This is a genomic window from Hydrocarboniphaga sp. (genome assembly GCF_965279055.1).
Classification (GTDB): Bacteria; Pseudomonadota; Gammaproteobacteria; order Nevskiales; family Nevskiaceae; genus Hydrocarboniphaga.
Genome location: NZ_OZ257125.1, coordinates 2,264,848 through 2,281,624 on the forward strand (window position 1 = coordinate 2,264,848; position 16,777 = coordinate 2,281,624).

12 protein-coding genes and 1 riboswitch are annotated in these 16,777 nt (G+C 66.2%); of the genes, 4 read left to right on the forward strand and 8 right to left on the reverse strand.

From position 1 onward, the window contains the following. Positions 1 to 11: 11 nt before the first annotated feature. Positions 12 to 3,500, reverse strand: a complete 3,489-nt coding sequence (locus tag ACQZF9_RS10170; RefSeq protein WP_428313117.1) for a response regulator — start codon at positions 3,498 to 3,500, stop codon at positions 12 to 14. A gap of 448 nt (positions 3,501 to 3,948) precedes the next feature. Here ACQZF9_RS10170 and ACQZF9_RS10175 point away from each other — a divergent pair, with 448 nt between their 5' ends. Together ACQZF9_RS10175 and ACQZF9_RS10180 are read left to right on the forward strand one after the other, a co-directional pair. Further along, positions 3,949 to 5,106: a diguanylate cyclase domain-containing protein gene (locus ACQZF9_RS10175; protein ID WP_428313118.1), complete on the forward strand. Its 1,158-nt coding sequence runs from the start codon at positions 3,949 to 3,951 to the stop codon at positions 5,104 to 5,106. Positions 5,107 to 5,159: 53 nt separating this feature from the next. Then, positions 5,160 to 5,343, forward strand: a riboswitch (yybP-ykoY riboswitch). 11 nt (positions 5,344 to 5,354) lie between these two features. Next, the gene (locus ACQZF9_RS10180) at positions 5,355 to 5,951 is read left to right on the forward strand and encodes a TMEM165/GDT1 family protein (protein ID WP_428313119.1); all 597 of its coding nucleotides are present in this window, start codon (positions 5,355 to 5,357) and stop codon (positions 5,949 to 5,951) included. Positions 5,952 to 6,039: 88 nt separating this feature from the next. On the opposite strand, the gene ACQZF9_RS10185 is transcribed toward ACQZF9_RS10180, so the two are convergent. Together ACQZF9_RS10185 and hutH are read right to left on the reverse strand one after the other, a co-directional pair. Beyond that, positions 6,040 to 6,495 (reverse strand): acyl-CoA thioesterase, encoded by a 456-nt coding sequence (locus tag ACQZF9_RS10185; RefSeq protein WP_428313120.1) that lies wholly within the window; start codon positions 6,493 to 6,495, stop codon positions 6,040 to 6,042. Then, positions 6,495 to 8,039 carry a histidine ammonia-lyase gene (gene hutH / locus ACQZF9_RS10190; RefSeq protein ID WP_428313121.1) on the reverse strand — a complete coding sequence of 515 codons (1,545 nt, stop codon included), beginning with the start codon at positions 8,037 to 8,039 and terminating at the stop codon, positions 6,495 to 6,497. Before hutH ends, ACQZF9_RS10185 begins: the two co-directional genes overlap by 1 nt. A 112-nt stretch (positions 8,040 to 8,151) precedes the next feature. On the opposite strand from hutH, the gene ACQZF9_RS10195 reads away from it, so the two are divergent. Both ACQZF9_RS10195 and ACQZF9_RS10200 read left to right on the forward strand, forming a co-directional pair. Then, entirely contained in the window at positions 8,152 to 8,844 is a 693-nt protein-coding gene (locus tag ACQZF9_RS10195; RefSeq protein ID WP_428313122.1) for a winged helix-turn-helix domain-containing protein, read from the forward strand. Beyond that, a complete protein-coding gene (locus ACQZF9_RS10200; RefSeq protein WP_428313123.1) occupies positions 8,844 to 10,202 on the forward strand; it encodes a sensor histidine kinase in 1,359 nt (452 codons plus the stop codon). Before ACQZF9_RS10195 ends, ACQZF9_RS10200 begins: the two co-directional genes overlap by 1 nt. A 51-nt stretch (positions 10,203 to 10,253) precedes the next feature. Here ACQZF9_RS10200 and ACQZF9_RS10205 read toward each other — a convergent pair whose 3' ends face one another. The 5 genes from ACQZF9_RS10205 to aroC all read right to left on the reverse strand — a co-directional run bounded on the left by ACQZF9_RS10205 (position 10,254) and on the right by aroC (position 16,685). Beyond that, on the reverse strand, positions 10,254 to 11,867 hold the full coding sequence (locus tag ACQZF9_RS10205) for a phosphoethanolamine transferase (RefSeq protein WP_428313124.1): 1,614 nt from the start codon (positions 11,865 to 11,867) through the stop codon (positions 10,254 to 10,256). Positions 11,868 to 11,905: 38 nt separating this feature from the next. Then, positions 11,906 to 12,637, reverse strand: coding sequence for a phosphatase PAP2 family protein (locus ACQZF9_RS10210; protein ID WP_428313125.1), 732 nt, complete (start codon positions 12,635 to 12,637; stop codon positions 11,906 to 11,908). 61 nt (positions 12,638 to 12,698) lie between these two features. Further along, positions 12,699 to 14,684: an LTA synthase family protein gene (locus ACQZF9_RS10215; protein WP_428313126.1), complete on the reverse strand. Its 1,986-nt coding sequence runs from the start codon at positions 14,682 to 14,684 to the stop codon at positions 12,699 to 12,701. A 20-nt stretch (positions 14,685 to 14,704) separates the two neighbouring features. Next, the gene (locus ACQZF9_RS10220) at positions 14,705 to 15,430 is read right to left on the reverse strand and encodes a phosphatase PAP2 family protein (protein WP_428313127.1); all 726 of its coding nucleotides are present in this window, start codon (positions 15,428 to 15,430) and stop codon (positions 14,705 to 14,707) included. Between the two features lie 163 nt (positions 15,431 to 15,593). Further along, entirely contained in the window at positions 15,594 to 16,685 is a 1,092-nt protein-coding gene (aroC, locus tag ACQZF9_RS10225) for a chorismate synthase (protein WP_428313128.1), read from the reverse strand. Positions 16,686 to 16,777 lie beyond the last annotated feature (92 nt).

Sequence of the window (16,777 nt, forward strand, 5' to 3'; positions counted from 1 at the left end):
TTCCGGTGCGGCTACTTCGGAATCCACACCCGGACCAGCGACAGCAGCTTCTCGACGTCGAGCGGCTTGGCAATGTAGTCGTTGGCGCCGGCGGCCAGGCATTTCTCCTGGTCGTCCTTCATCGCCTTGGCGGTCAGCGCGATGATCGGCAGTTTTTTCCAGGCCGGGTTTTTACGGATTTCGCGCATCGCGGTGATGCCGTCCATCTCCGGCATCATGATGTCCATCAGCACCAGGTCGATGGTCTTGGACGGCTGGCCATGACTGCGCGTCAGCGCGTCGATGGCCTCGATGCCATTGCGGGCGATCTCGATCTTGGCCCCCTTGGGCTCGAGCACGCTGGTCAGTGCAAACACGTTACGCACGTCGTCCTCCACGATCAGGATGCGCCGGCCTTCGAGCGTCGCGTCGCGGTCGCGGACCTCTTTGAGCATCCGCTGGCGCTCGACCGGCAGCTTCGATTCGACCTGATGGATGAACAGCGTAACTTCGTCCAGCAGTCGCTCCGGTGAACGCGCGTCCTTGATGATGATGGACTTGGAAAAGCGCCGCAGCTGCTGCTCCTCGTCGCGGGTCAGCGAGCGGCCGGTGTAGACGATCACCGGCGGGAACGCGATCTCGTCCTGCTCGGCGATCTTCTTCAGGAATTCGTAGCCGCTGAGGTCCGGCAGGTTGAGGTCGATGACCATGCAGTCGAACGTGGTCTTCTGCAGCTGCTGCAAGGCCTCGGCAGCGGTGGCGACGCCGACGATCTGCACGTCGCCGTTGCCCAGCAGCTGGCCGATGCTGTCGCGCTGGCGTTCGTCGTCCTCGACCACCAGCACACGGCGCAGGCTCTGCGAGAACCGCTCCTCGAGCCGCTGGATCGCCTCGACCAGCTGCTCGCGCTTGACCGGCTTGAGCCCGTAGCCGATCGCGCCGCGCTCCAGCGCCTCCTGGGTGTAGTCGGCCACCGACAGCACGTGCACCGGGATATGCCGCGTCTTCGGGTTGTGCTTGAGCTGGTCGAGCACGCCCAGGCCGGAATAATCCGGCAGGTTGATGTCGAGCAGGATCGCGCTCGGGCGATAGCTGGCGACCGCGGCCAGGCCCTCGTTGGCCGAATGCGCGGCAATGAACTGGAAGCCCATCTCGTGCACCAGATCGCGCAGGATCGTCGAGAAGCGCGTGTCGTCCTCGATCGCCAGGATCAGCCGCGTGTCGCTGTGCAGCTGATCGCGATCGTCCTCGACCGGCGCCGGCCTGAGCTTGGCCGCGCCGGACGCGGTCGGTGCCGGCGCCAAAGCGGGCACGGGCGCCGTTGCCGGCTGGGCCGGGGCCAGCGTCGGCGCCTCGCCGGGCGTCGCGCTGGCCTCGATCCGGCCGACGTAGACCAGCGGCAGGGTCAGCGTGAACACGCTGCCCTCGCCCGGCGTGCTGTACACGACGATGTCGCCGCCGAGCAACCGCGCCAGGTCGCGCGAGATCGACAGGCCCAGGCCGGTGCCGCCGTACTTGCGATGGGTGCTGCCGTCAGCCTGGCGGAAGGCTTCGAAGATGATGTCCTGCTGATGCTCGGAGATGCCGATGCCGGTATCGCGCACCGCGAACGAGAGGCTGCTGTCCGAAGGCTGGAACACCTTCAGCGAGACTTCGCCTTTCTCGGTGAACTTGAGCGCATTGCTCAGCAGGTTCTTCAATATCTGGCCGAGGCGCTGTGCGTCGGTCTGCAGATAGGCCGGCGTGCCCTCGGCGATTTCCACGAGCAGTTTGAGCTTCTTCTGCTGCGCCACCGGCTCGAAGGACTTCTGCAAGGTGTCGACCGCGCGCACCACCAGCACCTGCTCGGGCGATACCTCGACCTTGCCGGACTCGATCTTGGACAGATCCAGAATATCGTTGATCAGCGCCAGCAGGTCGTTGCCGGCCGAGAAAATCGTTTGCGCGAACTTGACCTGCTGGTCGGTCAGATTGCCGCTCTTGTTGTCGGCGAGCAGGCCGGCCAGGATCAGCGTCGAGTTCAGCGGCGTGCGCAGCTCGTGGCTCATGTTGGCCAGGAACTCGCTCTTGTACTGGTTGGAGCGCTCCAGCTCCTGCGCCTTTTCGGTCAGCGTTTGCTGGGCGCGCGACAGGTGGTCGCGCTGGTCCTCGAGCAGCTGCATCTGCTCCTCCAGCTGCGAATTGGTCTGCTCCAGCTCGGCCTGCTGCGCCTCGAGCTGCGTCTGCGACTGCTTCAGCGCGCTGCCCTGCTCCTCCAGCTCCTCGTTGCTGACCCGCAGCTCTTCCTGCTGCGCCTGCAGCTCCTCGGCCTGGCGCTGGGTTTCTTCCAGCAGTTCCTCGAGCCGGCTGCGGTCCTTGGCCGAGCGCACCGCCACGCCCAGGGATTCGGACAGTCGCTCCATCAGTTCACGGTCGATCGGCGTGATCTTGCGGAAGAAGCCCAACTCGAGCACCGCCTGGACCGCGCCGTCGATGGTCGCCGGCGCCAGCAGCAGTTCGCGCGACCGGGAGCGGCCGGTGCTGGATGCCACTTCCAGATAGCCATCGGGCACGTCGGTGACGTGCAGTGCGCGCTGTTCCTTGGCGGCCTGGCCGAGCAGGCCGTCGCCGGGGCGCAGCTCGTCGTGGTCGGCGCCGCCAGGCACCGCGTAGCCGGCGAAGCGGCGGAAGCGGCCGCCTTCGGTGATGTAGATCGCGCCGACCTGGGCGCCCAGATAGGCGCCGAGGAACTCGAGCACGTTGTTGCCGAGCACGTCGAGCCGCTGCTCGCCCTGGATGCGCGCGCTCATGCCCATCTGGCCGCTGCGGATCCAGGCCTGGGCCTCGCGCGCCATGAAGTCGCGCGAGGCGATGCTGGCCGCGGCGACGATCAGGATCAGCAGCAGCAGCGAACTGCCCCAGGTGAAGTTGATCGAGAACCTGGCCGCTTCCTGCCATTCGTGCTGGCGCTGGTCGAGCACGTTGCGCTCCTGCACCTGCATCTCGCCGATCACCGAGCGGATCAGGTCCATGGCGGTCTTGCCGCGGTTGGTCAGCACGATCGCCATCGCCCCGGCCGCGTCGCCGCCGCGTCGCAGCTCGATGGTCTGCCCGAGTTCTTCCATCTTCTCGATGCTGAGCTGTTCGAGCATGTCGAAGCGGCGCTGCTGCGGGGCGTCGTTCGCCACCAGGTGCTTGAGGCTCTTGAGTTCGGCCGGCAGCGTCGCCTGGGCTTCGTTGAACGGCGCCAGATAGCCGTCGTTGCCGGTCAGCAGGTAGCCGCGCTGGCCGGTCTCGGCATCCTTGAGCCGCGACAGCACGCGCTGCAGGTGCTCGGTCATCTCCAGCGTATGGGTGACGCTGACCGAGGCGTTGGTCGCGCCTTGCAGCGAGCGGTAGGACACGGCGCCGATCAGTACCACGGCAATGATCGCGACGACGAAGCCGATCAGCGTGGTCGGCGGCAGAATCCGCCCGGACAGCCCGCCGCGGGCGGATTTGAGCACCGGAACCGCGCCGGTGGCGCTGGATGCCTGCGTCATGGATGAGTCCTTTCGGTCATGCGTTCACACTGCGCCCGGCTCGGCGCTCGCGGGCGTTCCGGGGGAACGCATGACCGGCGAACAGGGCGCGGACAGGGCGGTGGTCAGAAGTTGATATGGCAGTGATGAGCGGCATGCAACCCGATGCTCGGGGCAACGCCCGCCTGCAGCCTCATTCCCAGGAATCATATCCCAGCCGCCGCAACGGTGGCCGGCCACCGCCGGTGCGAGCGCCAGTCAATACCTAGCTATTCCTACAGCTTTGGCTGCAGTGGATGGTCACAATCGGCAACGAACGACAGACCGGACCGGCATTTCCGCCAGTGCCAGGTCGGCAACGAACATACGGCAAAGGACGAATGATCAACGGCATCAGGGCTCGGGCGCCAGCCTTTATCCTGCAGGCAATGGACTTCGATCTTCAGCCGCCGCAGGGGAGCCCGCGCGCATGAACGCGCGTGACGCTTCCCTGATGCTGCTGGACGCGCCGCACCAGGACCGCGACAGCGTCGCCGCCGATCCCACCGGCGATGGCTTTGCGGATTTCTACCTGCACTCGACACGCCAGCCGGCGATCTACATCAACCTGTTTTTCGCGGTATTGCTGGTGCTGATCGTGCCGGTGCGATCGCTGGTTTTCGGGCTGCCGGTGTTCCCCAACGCCTGGGCCGCGCTGCTGGAATGGGGCGCGATGGTGCCGGCCTGCCTGGCGACGGCCTGGCTGCGCTCGTCGGGCCGCCCGGCGCGCACCGTTGCGCGCTGGACCTCGCTGCTGATCGCGCTGAATGTCTCGGCGCTGGTCGGCGATATCGTCATCTGGCAGCGCAGCGGCGTGCCGATCCCGCACGAATACTCGGCGCTGTGCTTCGTCGGCTTCCTGTCGGTCGGCGGCCTGCCCGGTCGCACCGTGCTGGCGCTGTGCGTGCTGTTCCTCGGGCTGAACGTCGCGGTGTTCGAACACTTCGATTCGTGGACACCGGCCGCCGGTTTCAAGCTGTATTTCGATCTGGTCGGCATCTGCGTGGCGTTCCTGATCGCGATGATGCTGCGCCACGAGGCCAGCGTGGCCTGGGCGCTGAAAACCCGCCTCAACGCGATGGCGTTCCGCGATCCGCTGACTGGCTTGGCCAACCGCCACTATCTGGAAGACCGCGTCGGCGACATCTTCCGCCAGGCTCAGCACGAACAGAAACGCGTCGGCCTGGCGCTGGTCGACCTGGATCGCTTCAAGGGGCTCAACGACAGCCACGGCCACCTGGCCGGCGACGCGGCGCTGCAGCGTGTCGGTCAGGAACTGCGCCAGTACGCGAGCCGGCCCGGCGACATCGCCGCGCGCATCGGCGGCGACGAATTCCTGATGATCTGGTCCGACATCACGCCGCGCCGCGGCGAAGAACTGTGCCGGCAGCTGCTGCGCGCGATCGCCGCGGCCGGCATCGTCAACAACGCCTCCGAAACCCGCGGCCTGACCGTCAGCGTCGGTGCCGTGGTCGGCATCCCCGGCACATCGCAGGATTTCGAGCGCTTCCGCCGCCGCGCCGACGAGGCGCTCTACCAAGTCAAGAGCCGCCGCAACGGCGAGTCGCTGGTGATCGCGGACATTTGAAGCCCGGCGCACGGTGGCCGGGTTGTGCGCCACACCGCGCCGCCCCTACAATCACCGCACTCTTTGGGGAGTAGCCGCTTCGAGCTTCAATCAGGCTCGAAGAACCCGCGTCAACATACTTGCCTCACACAGGCATGGCGCGAGGTGATCCAGCTGCAGGGATCGGGCGAGACCAACGACTACGGACGCCGGCATTGCCGGGCGGTGGCCGTCAGTCGTTGTCGTCCACTCCCGGCCGAGTCAATCCCATGTTAGAAGCTTTCCTGGTCTCGACCGGTGTCGTCGCGCTCGCCGAGATGGGCGACAAGACGCAGTTGCTGGCCATCGTGCTGGCCGCCCGTTTTCGCAAGCCGCTGCCGATCGTGCTCGGCATTCTCGCCGCGACCTTGCTCAACCACGCGGTCGCCGGCTACGTCGGCGTCTGGATCAGCCAGCACGTGCCCGAGGTCTACCTGCGCTGGTTCCTCGGCCTGTCGTTCATCGCGATGGCGGCCTGGCTGCTGGTGCCGGACAAGATCGACGAGGACGATTCCACGATCAGAAGCCGCGGCACGATCTTCTTCACCACGATCTGGCTGTTCTTCATCGCCGAAATCGGCGACAAGACGCAGATCGCGACGATCGGCCTGGCGATGCGCTACGAAAGCCTGCTCGCGGTGGTCTCCGGCACCACCTTCGGCATGATGCTGGCCAACGTGCCGGCGGTGTTCCTGGGCGACCGCTTCGCCAAGCGCATGCCAGCGGAGCTGATGCGCCGCATCGCCGCCGGCGTGTTCGCCGTGATCGGCATCCTGACGCTGCTCGGCGTCGGGTCTGGCGCACTGCAGGCCGGCGGCGCGTCCTAGCTGTCATTCCCGCGAAGGCGGGATCCAGTGTGGCAAGCGCGACGGTGACATCCCCGGATTCCCGCTTGCGCGGGAATGACGGAATTTCTTATTCGGCGTTTACGGCATACACGCCGGCGTGATCGCAGATCCTGCCTGAGGCGCCGCGCTCCAGGCTGGCGCGGAAGTTCGCCGGCAGTTCGCGCTTGCCCAAAGTCTTGTCGTCGACCAGCACGTAGACCGTTTCGCAGTGCGCAGTGATGCCCTCGCGGCCGAGCACGCGAAAGTCGAAGCCCAGCGTGAACGAGGTGCTGCCGAGCCTGAGCGTGCTGACGCTGATTTCGACGACGTCGCCGAAACGCGCCGGCGCTTTCCATTCGATGGTCTGTTTGACCAGCTGCCAGTCGAGCTGGCCGCTGCCGGCTTCGCTGACGAAGCCCAGCGCGTTGATGAACTCACTGCTGGCCAGATCGACGTAGTCGCCATAGCGCGCGTTGAATACCACTTTCTGCGCATCGCATTCGCCGTAACGGACTTTCAGGTAATAGCGGAACGGCTGTGACATCAGGCGGTGCTCCAGGACGGCAGCAGATCCGAAACCATCGGTGTCAACAGCTCGTCGGCGAGCAGGTCGTCGGCCGCGGCGATGTCCGGCGCGAAGTAGCGATCTTCAGCATAGAAAGCAACTTTCTCGCGCAACGCGGCGTGGACGAAGCGCAGCGGCTCGCTGGTCTGCAGCGGCGCGTGGAAGTCGATGCCCTGCGCCGCGGCGAGCAGCTCGATGGCGACGATGGTGCGCGTGTTCGCGGTCATCTCCAGCAGGCGACGCGCGGCGAACGTCGCCATGCTGACGTGATCCTCCTGGTTGGCCGACGTCGGCAGGCTGTCGACGCTGGCAGGATGCGCCAGCGACTTGTTCTCCGACGCCAGTGCCGCCGCGGTGACGTGCGCCATCATGTAGCCGGAATTGATGCCGGGCTCGCGCACCAGAAACGCCGGCAGGCCGGACAGGCTGGCATCGATCAGCAGCGCGATACGCCGCTCCGACAGCGCGCCGATTTCGGCGATCGCCAGCGCCAGCGTATCGGCCGCCAGCGCCACCGGCTCGGCGTGGAAGTTGCCGCCGGAAATCACCTCGTCACCCGACGCACTGGTGAAAACCAGCGGGTTGTCGCTGACCGCGTTGGCTTCGATCACCAGGGTACGCGCCGCCTGGTTGATCAGGTCGAGGCAGGCACCCATCACCTGCGGCTGGCAGCGCAGGCTGTACGGGTCCTGCACCCGATCGTCGTTGTCGAGGTGCGAGCGGCGGATCGCGCTGCCTTCGAGCAGCCGGCGATAGGCTTCGGCCACCGCGATCTGCCCGATCTGGCCGCGCACTTCGTGGATGCGCGCATCGAACGGCGCGTCGGAGCCGCGCGCCGCGTCCACCGACAGGGCGCCGGTGACCACGGCGGCGGCGAACACGTCTTCGGCCTCCATCAGCGCGCGCAGCGCCAGCGCCGTGGAAACCTGGGTGCCATTCAACAGCGCCAGGCCTTCTTTCGCGGCGAGTTCGATCGGCGTGATGCCGGCCTGCGAAAGACCGAGCTTCGCCGGCATGATCAGGCCGTCCACGCGCACATCGCCCTCGCCCATCAGCGCCATCGTCATGTGCGCCAGCGGCGCCAGATCGCCGGAAGCGCCGACCGAGCCTTTCGACGGGATGCAGGGCAGCACGCCGGCGTTGTACAGCGCCAGCAGCTTGTCGACGAGTTCGCGGCGCACACCGGAATAGCCGCGCGCCAGGCTGGTCGCCTTCAGCACCAGCACCAGGCGCACGGTTTCGTCGTCGAGCAAATGGCCGGTGCCGACCGCGTGCGAGCGCACCAGGTTGCGCTGCAGCTGCGTCAGCCGATCCTGCGCAATGTGGGTCCTGGCGAGCTTGCCGAAGCCGGTGTTGATGCCGTACAGCGGAGCGCCCTTGTCGACCGCGGCCTGCACCGCCAGTGCCGAAGCCTCGACGGCGGGCCAGGCTGCGGGGTCGATCGACAGGCGCGGCCGGCCGTCGAGCAGATGGCGCAGCTCGCGCAGCTTCAGCTGCCCGGGTTTGAGGTGCCATTCGGCCATGACGTTCTCCATCGTAGCCCGGGTGGAATCCGGGTCTGTGCCCGCATTATGACCGCGCTCTCCCGGGTTTCACCCCGGGCCAGGCTATCGCCGATACGGCACAATGCCAGCCATGCGACTGCTGATCATCGAAGACGACGCCGATACCGCGGCCTACCTGGTCAAGGGCCTGCGTGAAGCCGGCCATACCGTCGACCATGCCGCCAACGGCAAGGACGGTCTGTTCATGGCCGCTTCCGAACCCTACGACGGCATGATCGTCGACCGGCTGCTGCCGCAGGTCGATGGCCTGACCATCATTTCCACCCTGCGCGCCTCCGGCAACACCACGCCGACGATCATCCTGTCGGCGCTGGGCGAAGTCGACGACCGCGTCCGCGGCCTGCGCGCCGGCGGCGACGACTACCTGGTCAAGCCGTTCTCGTTCGCCGAGCTGCTGGCGCGGCTGGAAGCGGTGCTGCGCCGCGGCCGTGGCGGCAACGCGGCCGAGACCGTGCTGCGCGTGGCCAATCTGGAGATGGACCTGCTGGCGCGCAGCGTGCGCCGCGGCAGCCGCAGTGTCGATCTGAAGCCCCAGGAATTCCGCCTGCTCGAATACCTGATGCGCAACGCCGGCCAGGTGGTGACGCGCACGATGCTGTTCGAGAACGTCTGGGATTACCACTTCGACCCGCAGACCAATGTCATCGACGTGCACATCTCGCGCCTGCGCGGCAAGATCGACGAAGACGGCGACCCGCCGCTGATCCACACCGTGCGCGGCGCCGGTTACTGCCTGCGCGTGCCGTCAGCCCCCACGCGCTGATGCGCGCACGGGAGCTGCTGCGCTCGCGCGCGCTGCGCCTGGCGCTGTTGTATGCGGCGCTGTTCGGCGTGTCGATCACCGCGCTGCTCGGCTTCATCTATCTGATCGCCGGCAACTATGTGAAGAGCCATGTCGACGAGTTCGTCTCGTCCGAGCTGGAGATGCTGTCGGCCGATTACGAAATCGACGGCATCGACGGCGTCACCGGCCTGGTCAATTCACGCGACGCCTCGGACCGCAACAATCACTGGCTGTATCTGTACATCGACAAGCACGGCCGGCGCATCGCCGGCGACAACGATCCCTGGCCATCGGCCACACCGGGACCGGATGGTTTTCTGACGCTGCCGACGCGCGCCGGCGCCGGACAGATTCGCGCACGCGAGGCGCACTTTCCCGACGGCAGCCAGATCCTGGTCGGACTCAACGATTACGAAGTCGGCGAAATGCGCTCGGCGCTGGCCCGCTCGATGGGCTTCGGCCTGGGCGCGATGCTGCTGCTGGCGATCGGCGGCGGCCTGCTGGTGACGATGGCGACCTTGCGCCAGATCGAGTCGATCAACCGCGTCGCGCACGACATCATGGCCGGCGATCTGCGCCAGCGTGTGCCGGTCGGCGGCAGCAACGACGAGTTCGACGCGCTGGGCCGCAACATCAATGCCATGCTCGACCGCATCGGCGTGCTGATGGAGGCGATCCGCGGCGTCACCGACAACATCGCGCACGATCTGCGGCTGCCGCTGGCGCGGCTGCGCGCGCGACTCGAAGCCAGCCTCGGCGGCGGCGGCAATCGCGACGATCTGGAGCGTGCGATCGGCCATTCGATCGAAGAGGTCGATTCGATCCTGCACACCTTCGGCGCGCTGCTGCGTATCGCCAACGTCGAGTCCGGGCGCCTGCGCGAGAGCTTTTCAGATGTCGATTTGAGCGCGATCGCGCTCGACGCCGAGCAGCTGTTCGAGCCCATCGCCAGCGCCGACGGCAAGACGCTGGAGATCAGCGTCGAGCAGCAGGTGCACATCGACGGCAGCCGCGACCTGCTGTTCCAGGCGCTGGCCAACCTGGTCGACAACGCGCTGAAGTACACGCCCGAAGGCGGCCGCATCCTGATCGAACTGAGCACGCATCACGACGTGGTGCAGCTGGCGGTCGCCGACAACGGGCCCGGTGTCGCCCCCGAAGAACGCGAGAAGGTGTTTCAGCGACTGTACCGCGTCGACCCCAGCCGCAGCACCGCCGGCAACGGCCTGGGCCTGTCGCTGGTGCGGGCCGTCGCGCTGCTGCACGATGGCACTTGCGGCATCGAGGACAATTATCCGGGTGCACGCGTGGTGCTGAGGCTGCCGCTACGCCGGTAGCCGGTAGCCCGGGTGAAACCCGGGGCCGCGCAATCCCGGGTTTCACCCGGGCTACGGTGAAGCGCAGCCTGCGAACAGATTCGCCGCGCCCTGGTAATCCGGCGCACGGACACCGAACAATCCCAGCATCGTGTCGAACAGATCGTCCTGCGAATGCGGCTGCGCGCTGGCGGCCTTGAGGCACGCAGGGTCGAGGCGCTGACGCAGCAAGGCGCGCTCCGAGAACCAGGCGAGCATCGGCACATGCTTCTGCATCATCGGCGCCACCGCATACGGCAGGCCGTGAAGATAAACGCCGTCCTCGCCCAGGCTTTCGCCGTGGTCGGACAGGTACAGCACCACCGAGTCGAACTGCTGCTGGCCGCGCAGTTCGGTGATCAGTCCGGCCAGCAGGTGATCGGTGTACAGGATCGTGTTGTCGTAGGCATTGACGATCTGCTCGCGGCTGCAGGTCTGCACGTCGTCGAGTTCGCAGGCCGGCAGAAAGCGGCGGAATTCGGCCGGATAGCGCCGGTAGTACGAGGGCCCGTGGCTGCCTTTCTGGTGCAGCACCACCAGCCGGCTGAGCGCGCCGCGCGGCCACAGCGTCTGCAGGTCCTTGAACAGCACGCCGTCGTAGCAGTTGTCGTCCTGGCACAACGCCGCATCGGTTTCGCGCGAGCGGTCCTGATACGCCACGCGCGCGCAGACGCCCTTGCAGCCGGAGTCGTTGTCCAGCCAGTGCACGTCGACGCCGACCCGCGCCAGCACGTCCAGCAAGTTCTCCTGGCGCTCCGCGCGCTCCTTGCTGAAGCGCTTGCGGCCCAGATCGCTGAACATGCATGGCACCGAAATCGCGGTGGAGGTGCCGCAGGACACGGTCTGGCCGAAGTTGATCAGGTCAGGGATCGCGGCGAGTTCCGGGTTGGTCGCGCGCTCGTAGCCGTTGAGCTGGAAGTTCGCGGCGCGCGCGGTCTCACCGACCACCAGCACCACCAGCAGAGGCCGCTCGGTGGCGACACGGCTGGCCCCGGGCAAGGTCGTGACCACCGGCGGCGGATGCAGGTCCTGCAGCTGCTCGGAGATCAGCCGCGCTGCAGAGTAAATGGGATACGAGGGATTGATGAAAGTGCGGATGTGCTCGTTCTCGCGCGCCCACAGCGAGACATTCTTGTAGTCCAGGCCGACTGCTCCCGCGACCACGGCCAGCGCGACCGCCAGCAGCACGACGCGGCGGCCGATCTCGCGCACCGCGCCGGCCGAGACGATGCGCGTCCACCAGATCAGCGCCACCGGCAGCAGGCCGTACAGCGCCAGGTGCAGCCACCAGGCACGGCCGAGCAGCTCGGCGGATTCGCGCGCATCGGTTTGGACGACGTTGGTCATCATCGGCAGGTCGACGACGACGTGGAAACTGTCCATGAAATAGCTGCACACCGCCGCGATCAGCAGCAGCGCGCTGAGCATCGGCTTGAGGATGATCCGCGGTGTCAGCAGGCCCAGGCAGAACAGCAGCGCCGCGTTCAGCACCAGCGCCAGTACGCCGAGAAACAGCCATTTCGACGTGCCCTGCAGATGCGCCAGGCTGTTGAACGCAACCTGCCAGAACGAGGCGTTCTGCGTCGTCGACAGATACAGCGCGACCAGCAACAGCAACTGCCCCGCGCTCAGGCGCGGCCGCGGCATCGAAATTCGGTTGGGCAAAGCGCAGCCTCGGGGGAGCCTCAGGAGCCGACTATGTTCGCATGTTCCGGCGGCGCCGCGACCGCGGGCATCGTCGGCAAGCGGCGGCGCGTGGCCGCGAGCAGCAGGCAGATCGCCCAGGCGATCGCCGCCGTCGTCAGATCGTGCGACGGAAAATGCGCACCGCGTATCCATTGCGTCAGCGCAAACACGAAGCCGATCGCGACCGTCGCCATCAGCACGCGCGGCGCATAAGCCCAGCGGTGATGCAGCGCCAGAAAATACAGCGCCAGCAAGGACAGCCCGCCGGAGGAATGCCCGCCCGGAAAACAGGCGCCGGGCCTGCCCTCGCCCACGACCGGCCGCAGCAGCCGATCGATCAGCGCCTCGTAGTGAAAGCGCCCGCCATAGCGCGCCAGTTCCACCGGGCAATGAATGCCGCTGACACTCTTGATCAGCGCGACGACGCCGGTGGTCAGCGCGATGCAGGCCAGCAGATAGGCGAAGTCGCCGCGCAGCGGCCTGAGTCTGGCGATGCGATACGACGCGACCAGGGCGATCAGCGAGACGCTGGCGATGCCGGCGACGATCATCGTGCCGCCGTCATGCAGCAGGCCGTCGCTCCACCACAGGCCGCGCATCGGGAAACGCGAGTCGACGTAGTCGAAAAAATGATCGGTCACCAACCAGTCCCAGTGCATCTGCTGGAACAGCAGCGCCAGCAGCAACAGCGCGGGCGTCACCCACAGCCGGCGCAGCAGCTCAGGATTCATCGGTCGCTCGTCTGCCTCCCCCGCGTGCGGGGGAAGGAAGAATTTGAAATGCGGTCCGCGCTCACCGATAGCGACGCGACTGGAACTGGTCGTAGGCCGTCTGGTAATACGCCGTCGCCAGGTCCACCAGTTCGGGATCGGCCTGGTCCAGATGTGAGAAATGCGTGGTCGCGGGGCCGGGCGCGCCCGGCGTGCGCACGTAGCTCTCGCATTCGGCGCTCTGGCGCAGACCGAGGATGCACAGCTTGCCGTCGCGCAGCAGCGCAACGTCATGGTTGTGATTGAACAGCAAGGTGCGCGACTCGCCCTCCGGCCAGTGCAGCACGTCCTGGCCGAAGAACGGCGCCTGATACGGCAGGCCCAGCAGGCCGAGCACGGTCGGGGCGACGTCGATCTGGCTGGTCAAGGTGTCGATCTTGCGCGGCTCCAGATGCTTCGGCGCCAGGATCAGCAGCGGAATTTCGTAGCTGTACAGCGGGATGTCGGCCTTGCCGTAGGCGCGCGCGCCGTGGTCGGCGGCGATGATGAAGATGGTGTTGTCGAACCATGCATGGTGACGCGCTTCGCGGAAGAATTCGCCGATCGAATGATCGGCGTACTTTGCGCCGGCGTCGCGACCGCCACCCTTGGCCTTGATACCCGGAATTCCCTCCGGAAACGTGAACGGCTTGTGATTGGATGTCGACATCACGATCGAGAAGAACGGCTGATTTTCCTTGGTGCGCGCGTCGAAATAGTCCAGCGCGTGACGAAAAAGATCCTCGTCGGACACGCCCCAGATGTTCGCGAACTTCGGATGCTGGATATCGCTGCGATCCGACAGCGCGAAGCCGTTGCCGCCGAAGTAGGCATTCATGTTGTCGAAGGCGCCGTAGCCGCCATACAGAAAGCTGGTGTGATAGCCGAGGCCGCGCATCACCTTGCCCCAGGTCGCGATGTCCTCGTTGCCGGGGCGCTTCATGATCGACTCGCTCGGAATCGGCGGGAACGAGGCACTGAACGCTTCCAGGCCGCGCACGGTGCGCGTGCCGGTGGAATAGGCGTGGTTGAACAGGATGCCCTGTTTGGCGAGTTCGTCGAACTCCGGCGTCAGGCCGCGCGTGTTGCCATACGTGCCGACGAACTCCGACCCCAGCGATTCCTCGGACAGCAGCACCACGTTCATTTTGCCCAGGCCATCGGCGCGAGCCGGGAAGCGGCGCGTCAGATCGCCGCTCTGCAGCGCGATGAATTCGCCGCCGCCTTTCTGCAGATCCTTCACCAGCAGCTGCTGCATCTGCTGCGGATCACCGCTGCGATAGAACGCGTGATAGTCGATGTGGTTGGTGCGGAATGCGGCGAAGAACAGTGCCGGTCCATTCGCCGCAAGTTCGTTGGCGACGCGATTGCGAAACAGCGACAGCCGGTCGGCCGGCCATGCCACGATCGCGGCGGCGATCAGCAGGCTCATGCCCGCGACCAGACCCAGGCGCTGCCGGCCTGATGCACTGCCCGCAGCCATCGGCCAGCCGGCGAAGCCGGTGCGTAGCGTGAAAGTAATCACCGCCGCCAGCACGCCGAAGATCAGGAACAGCGGGGTCACCGGATATTCCGAGCGGATGTCGCCGATCACTTCGGTCGGGTAGATCAGGTAATCGACCGCGACCAGGTTGAAGCGCGAATCGAACTCCTCGAAGAAGAAATACTCCGACGCGCAAACGAACAACATGCCATAGATCATCAGCCAGGCACCGCCGTAGAGCAGCACGCGGCCGGTCTTGCTGCGATGCCAGCGCGTCGGCGTCAGCGCCAGGTACAAGGCGAACGGCACGAACAGGTACAGCGCCTCGACGGCGTCGTTGATCAGGCCGAGGCCGACGATCGATGGCAGGCGGATCGCCGGCACCGCGGCGGCGACGCCGAAGCGATACCACAGATAAACCCGCAGCGCCGCCGACAGGGCAAGGAATACCGCGAGCATGATCCACAGCGGCCGGAAAGCGCCGACGCGGCGGGCGATCTGCGCCTTGCTGGCGATCGAAGGATGCGGCTTGGCGAGTGTGCTCATCGGTTTGCTCAAGTAATACTCTAGAAATTCATTTCGAAGCGAAGGCCCGGCGCGATCAGCGGCAGGTCGCGTGGATTGCCGGCATCGCCGCGCGCATCGAGCGTGGCGTCGTCGACGCTCCAGCCGGCAAAGCCGGTGGAAATCGGTGAAACGCCGATATGCACATCGCCGGCGCGGGTCGTGAAATCGCTGATGTCGTGATTGCTCAGGATGCCGATGGCGGCGCCGGCGAAGACGTCGCGGCTGTAGTGGTTGCGGCTCTGCTGGCGCGTCCAGCCGACGTAGGACGCGGCCAGATAAGCCGGCGCACCGGCCCACCAGCCGTACTCCTTGCGAATGAACTCGGCGCCCATGAACGAAGCCGAGGTATGGCCCGACGGAAACGAATGCGGCTCGCCGTTCGGACGCTGTTCGTCGACGCTGTATTTCAGGCCGTAGGTGATGACTTCCATGCGGCCGAAGGCAAGGAAGAAATCGTGGCGCGGCGAACCGTTCATGCGGTTCCAGTCGAACAGTCCGCCGCCGGATTCGGCGCCCGCAGCGTCGAACAGGCTCGCGGCCTTGCTATCGCTTTCGGACTTGCCGTGGCCGGTGAAGAGGTAGGTCAGACCGACACCGAGCAGCGGCAGGCCGATCTGCAGGTAGCTGCCGACCTGGGTGTTGCGCGTGTCGTATCCGGCGTCCGGTGCCGAAGCCTGGGCCACCGCACAGCAGCCCAGCGCAAGCAACCCGGCCCATGGCTTCATTCACGCACTCCCCCCACCCATCCAGGGCGGCACGCCCGAAACAGGCGCCCGGTTATGGACGATGCAGAGAATGACGAGTGCCGCCTATCGCGGACGTGGCGGAGGAATTAATTAAGGTTAACGATGATAAGCGTCATTCCCGCCTGCGCGGGAATGACCAGGCTCAGCCCGGAATTCGCGGCGTACCCGGCACCACGTCCGCATTCTGCGCGCGATGCCGCAGCAGGTGATCGATCAGCACCAGCGCCACCATCGCCTCGGCGATCGGCGTCGCGCGAATGCCGACGCAGGGATCGTGGCGGCCGGTGGTGCGCATGTCGACGGCCTTGCCGTCGCTGTCGATCGACTTGCCCGGCGTGGTGATGCTCGAGGTCGGCTTGATCGCCAGCGCGCAGACGATGTCCTGCCCGGTGCTGATGCCGCCGGCGACACCGCCGGAATGGTTCGACAGGAACGCTTGCGGCGTCATTTCGTCGCGATGCTCGGTGCCGCGCATGCCGGCGACTTTCATGCCGTCGCCGATCTCCACGCCCTTGACCGCGTTGATGCCCATCAGCGCATGCGCCAGATCCGCGTCGAGCCGGTCGAACACCGGCTCGCCGAGCCCCGGCGGAATGCCGCCGGCGACGACCTTGATCAGCGCGCCGACCGAATCGCCTTCACTGCGCAAGCGGTCGATCAGCGCTTCCATTTCGGCGATGCGCGAAGCATCCGGCGAAAAGAATGAATTCTGCTCGACCTGATCCCAGTCGACGAGATCGACCACGATCGGCCCCATCTGCGCCAGATAGCCGCGCACTTTCACGCCGAGTTTCTCAGCGAGGTATTTCTTCGCCACCGCGCCGGCGGCAACGCGCACCGCGGTCTCGCGCGCCGAGCTGCGGCCGCCGCCGCGATGGTCGCGGATGCCGTATTTCTGTATGTAGGCATAGTCGGCGTGATTCGGCCGGAACACCTGCGCGATCTTGGCGTAGTCGTAGGAGCGCTGGTCGGTGTTCTCGATCAGCAGCGCGATCGGCGTGCCGGTGGTTTTGCCCTCGAACACGCCCGACAGGATCCGGACCTTGTCCTCCTCCTTGCGCTGGGTGACGTACTTGTTGGTGCCGGGCTTGCGCCGGTCCAGGTCGGGCTGGATGTCGGTTTCGTTCAAGGCCATGCCCGGCGGGCAGCCGTCGATCACGCAGCCGATCGCCGGGCCGTGGCTTTCGCCGAAGCTGGTGACGGTGAACAGTTTGCCGAAGGTGTTGCCGGACATTTTCCTGCACTCATGAAGCGTGTTCCCTTCTCCCTTGGGGAGAAGGTGCCCCGAAGGGGCGGATGAGGGCGTTCGGGTTCGTGCGAACGTCG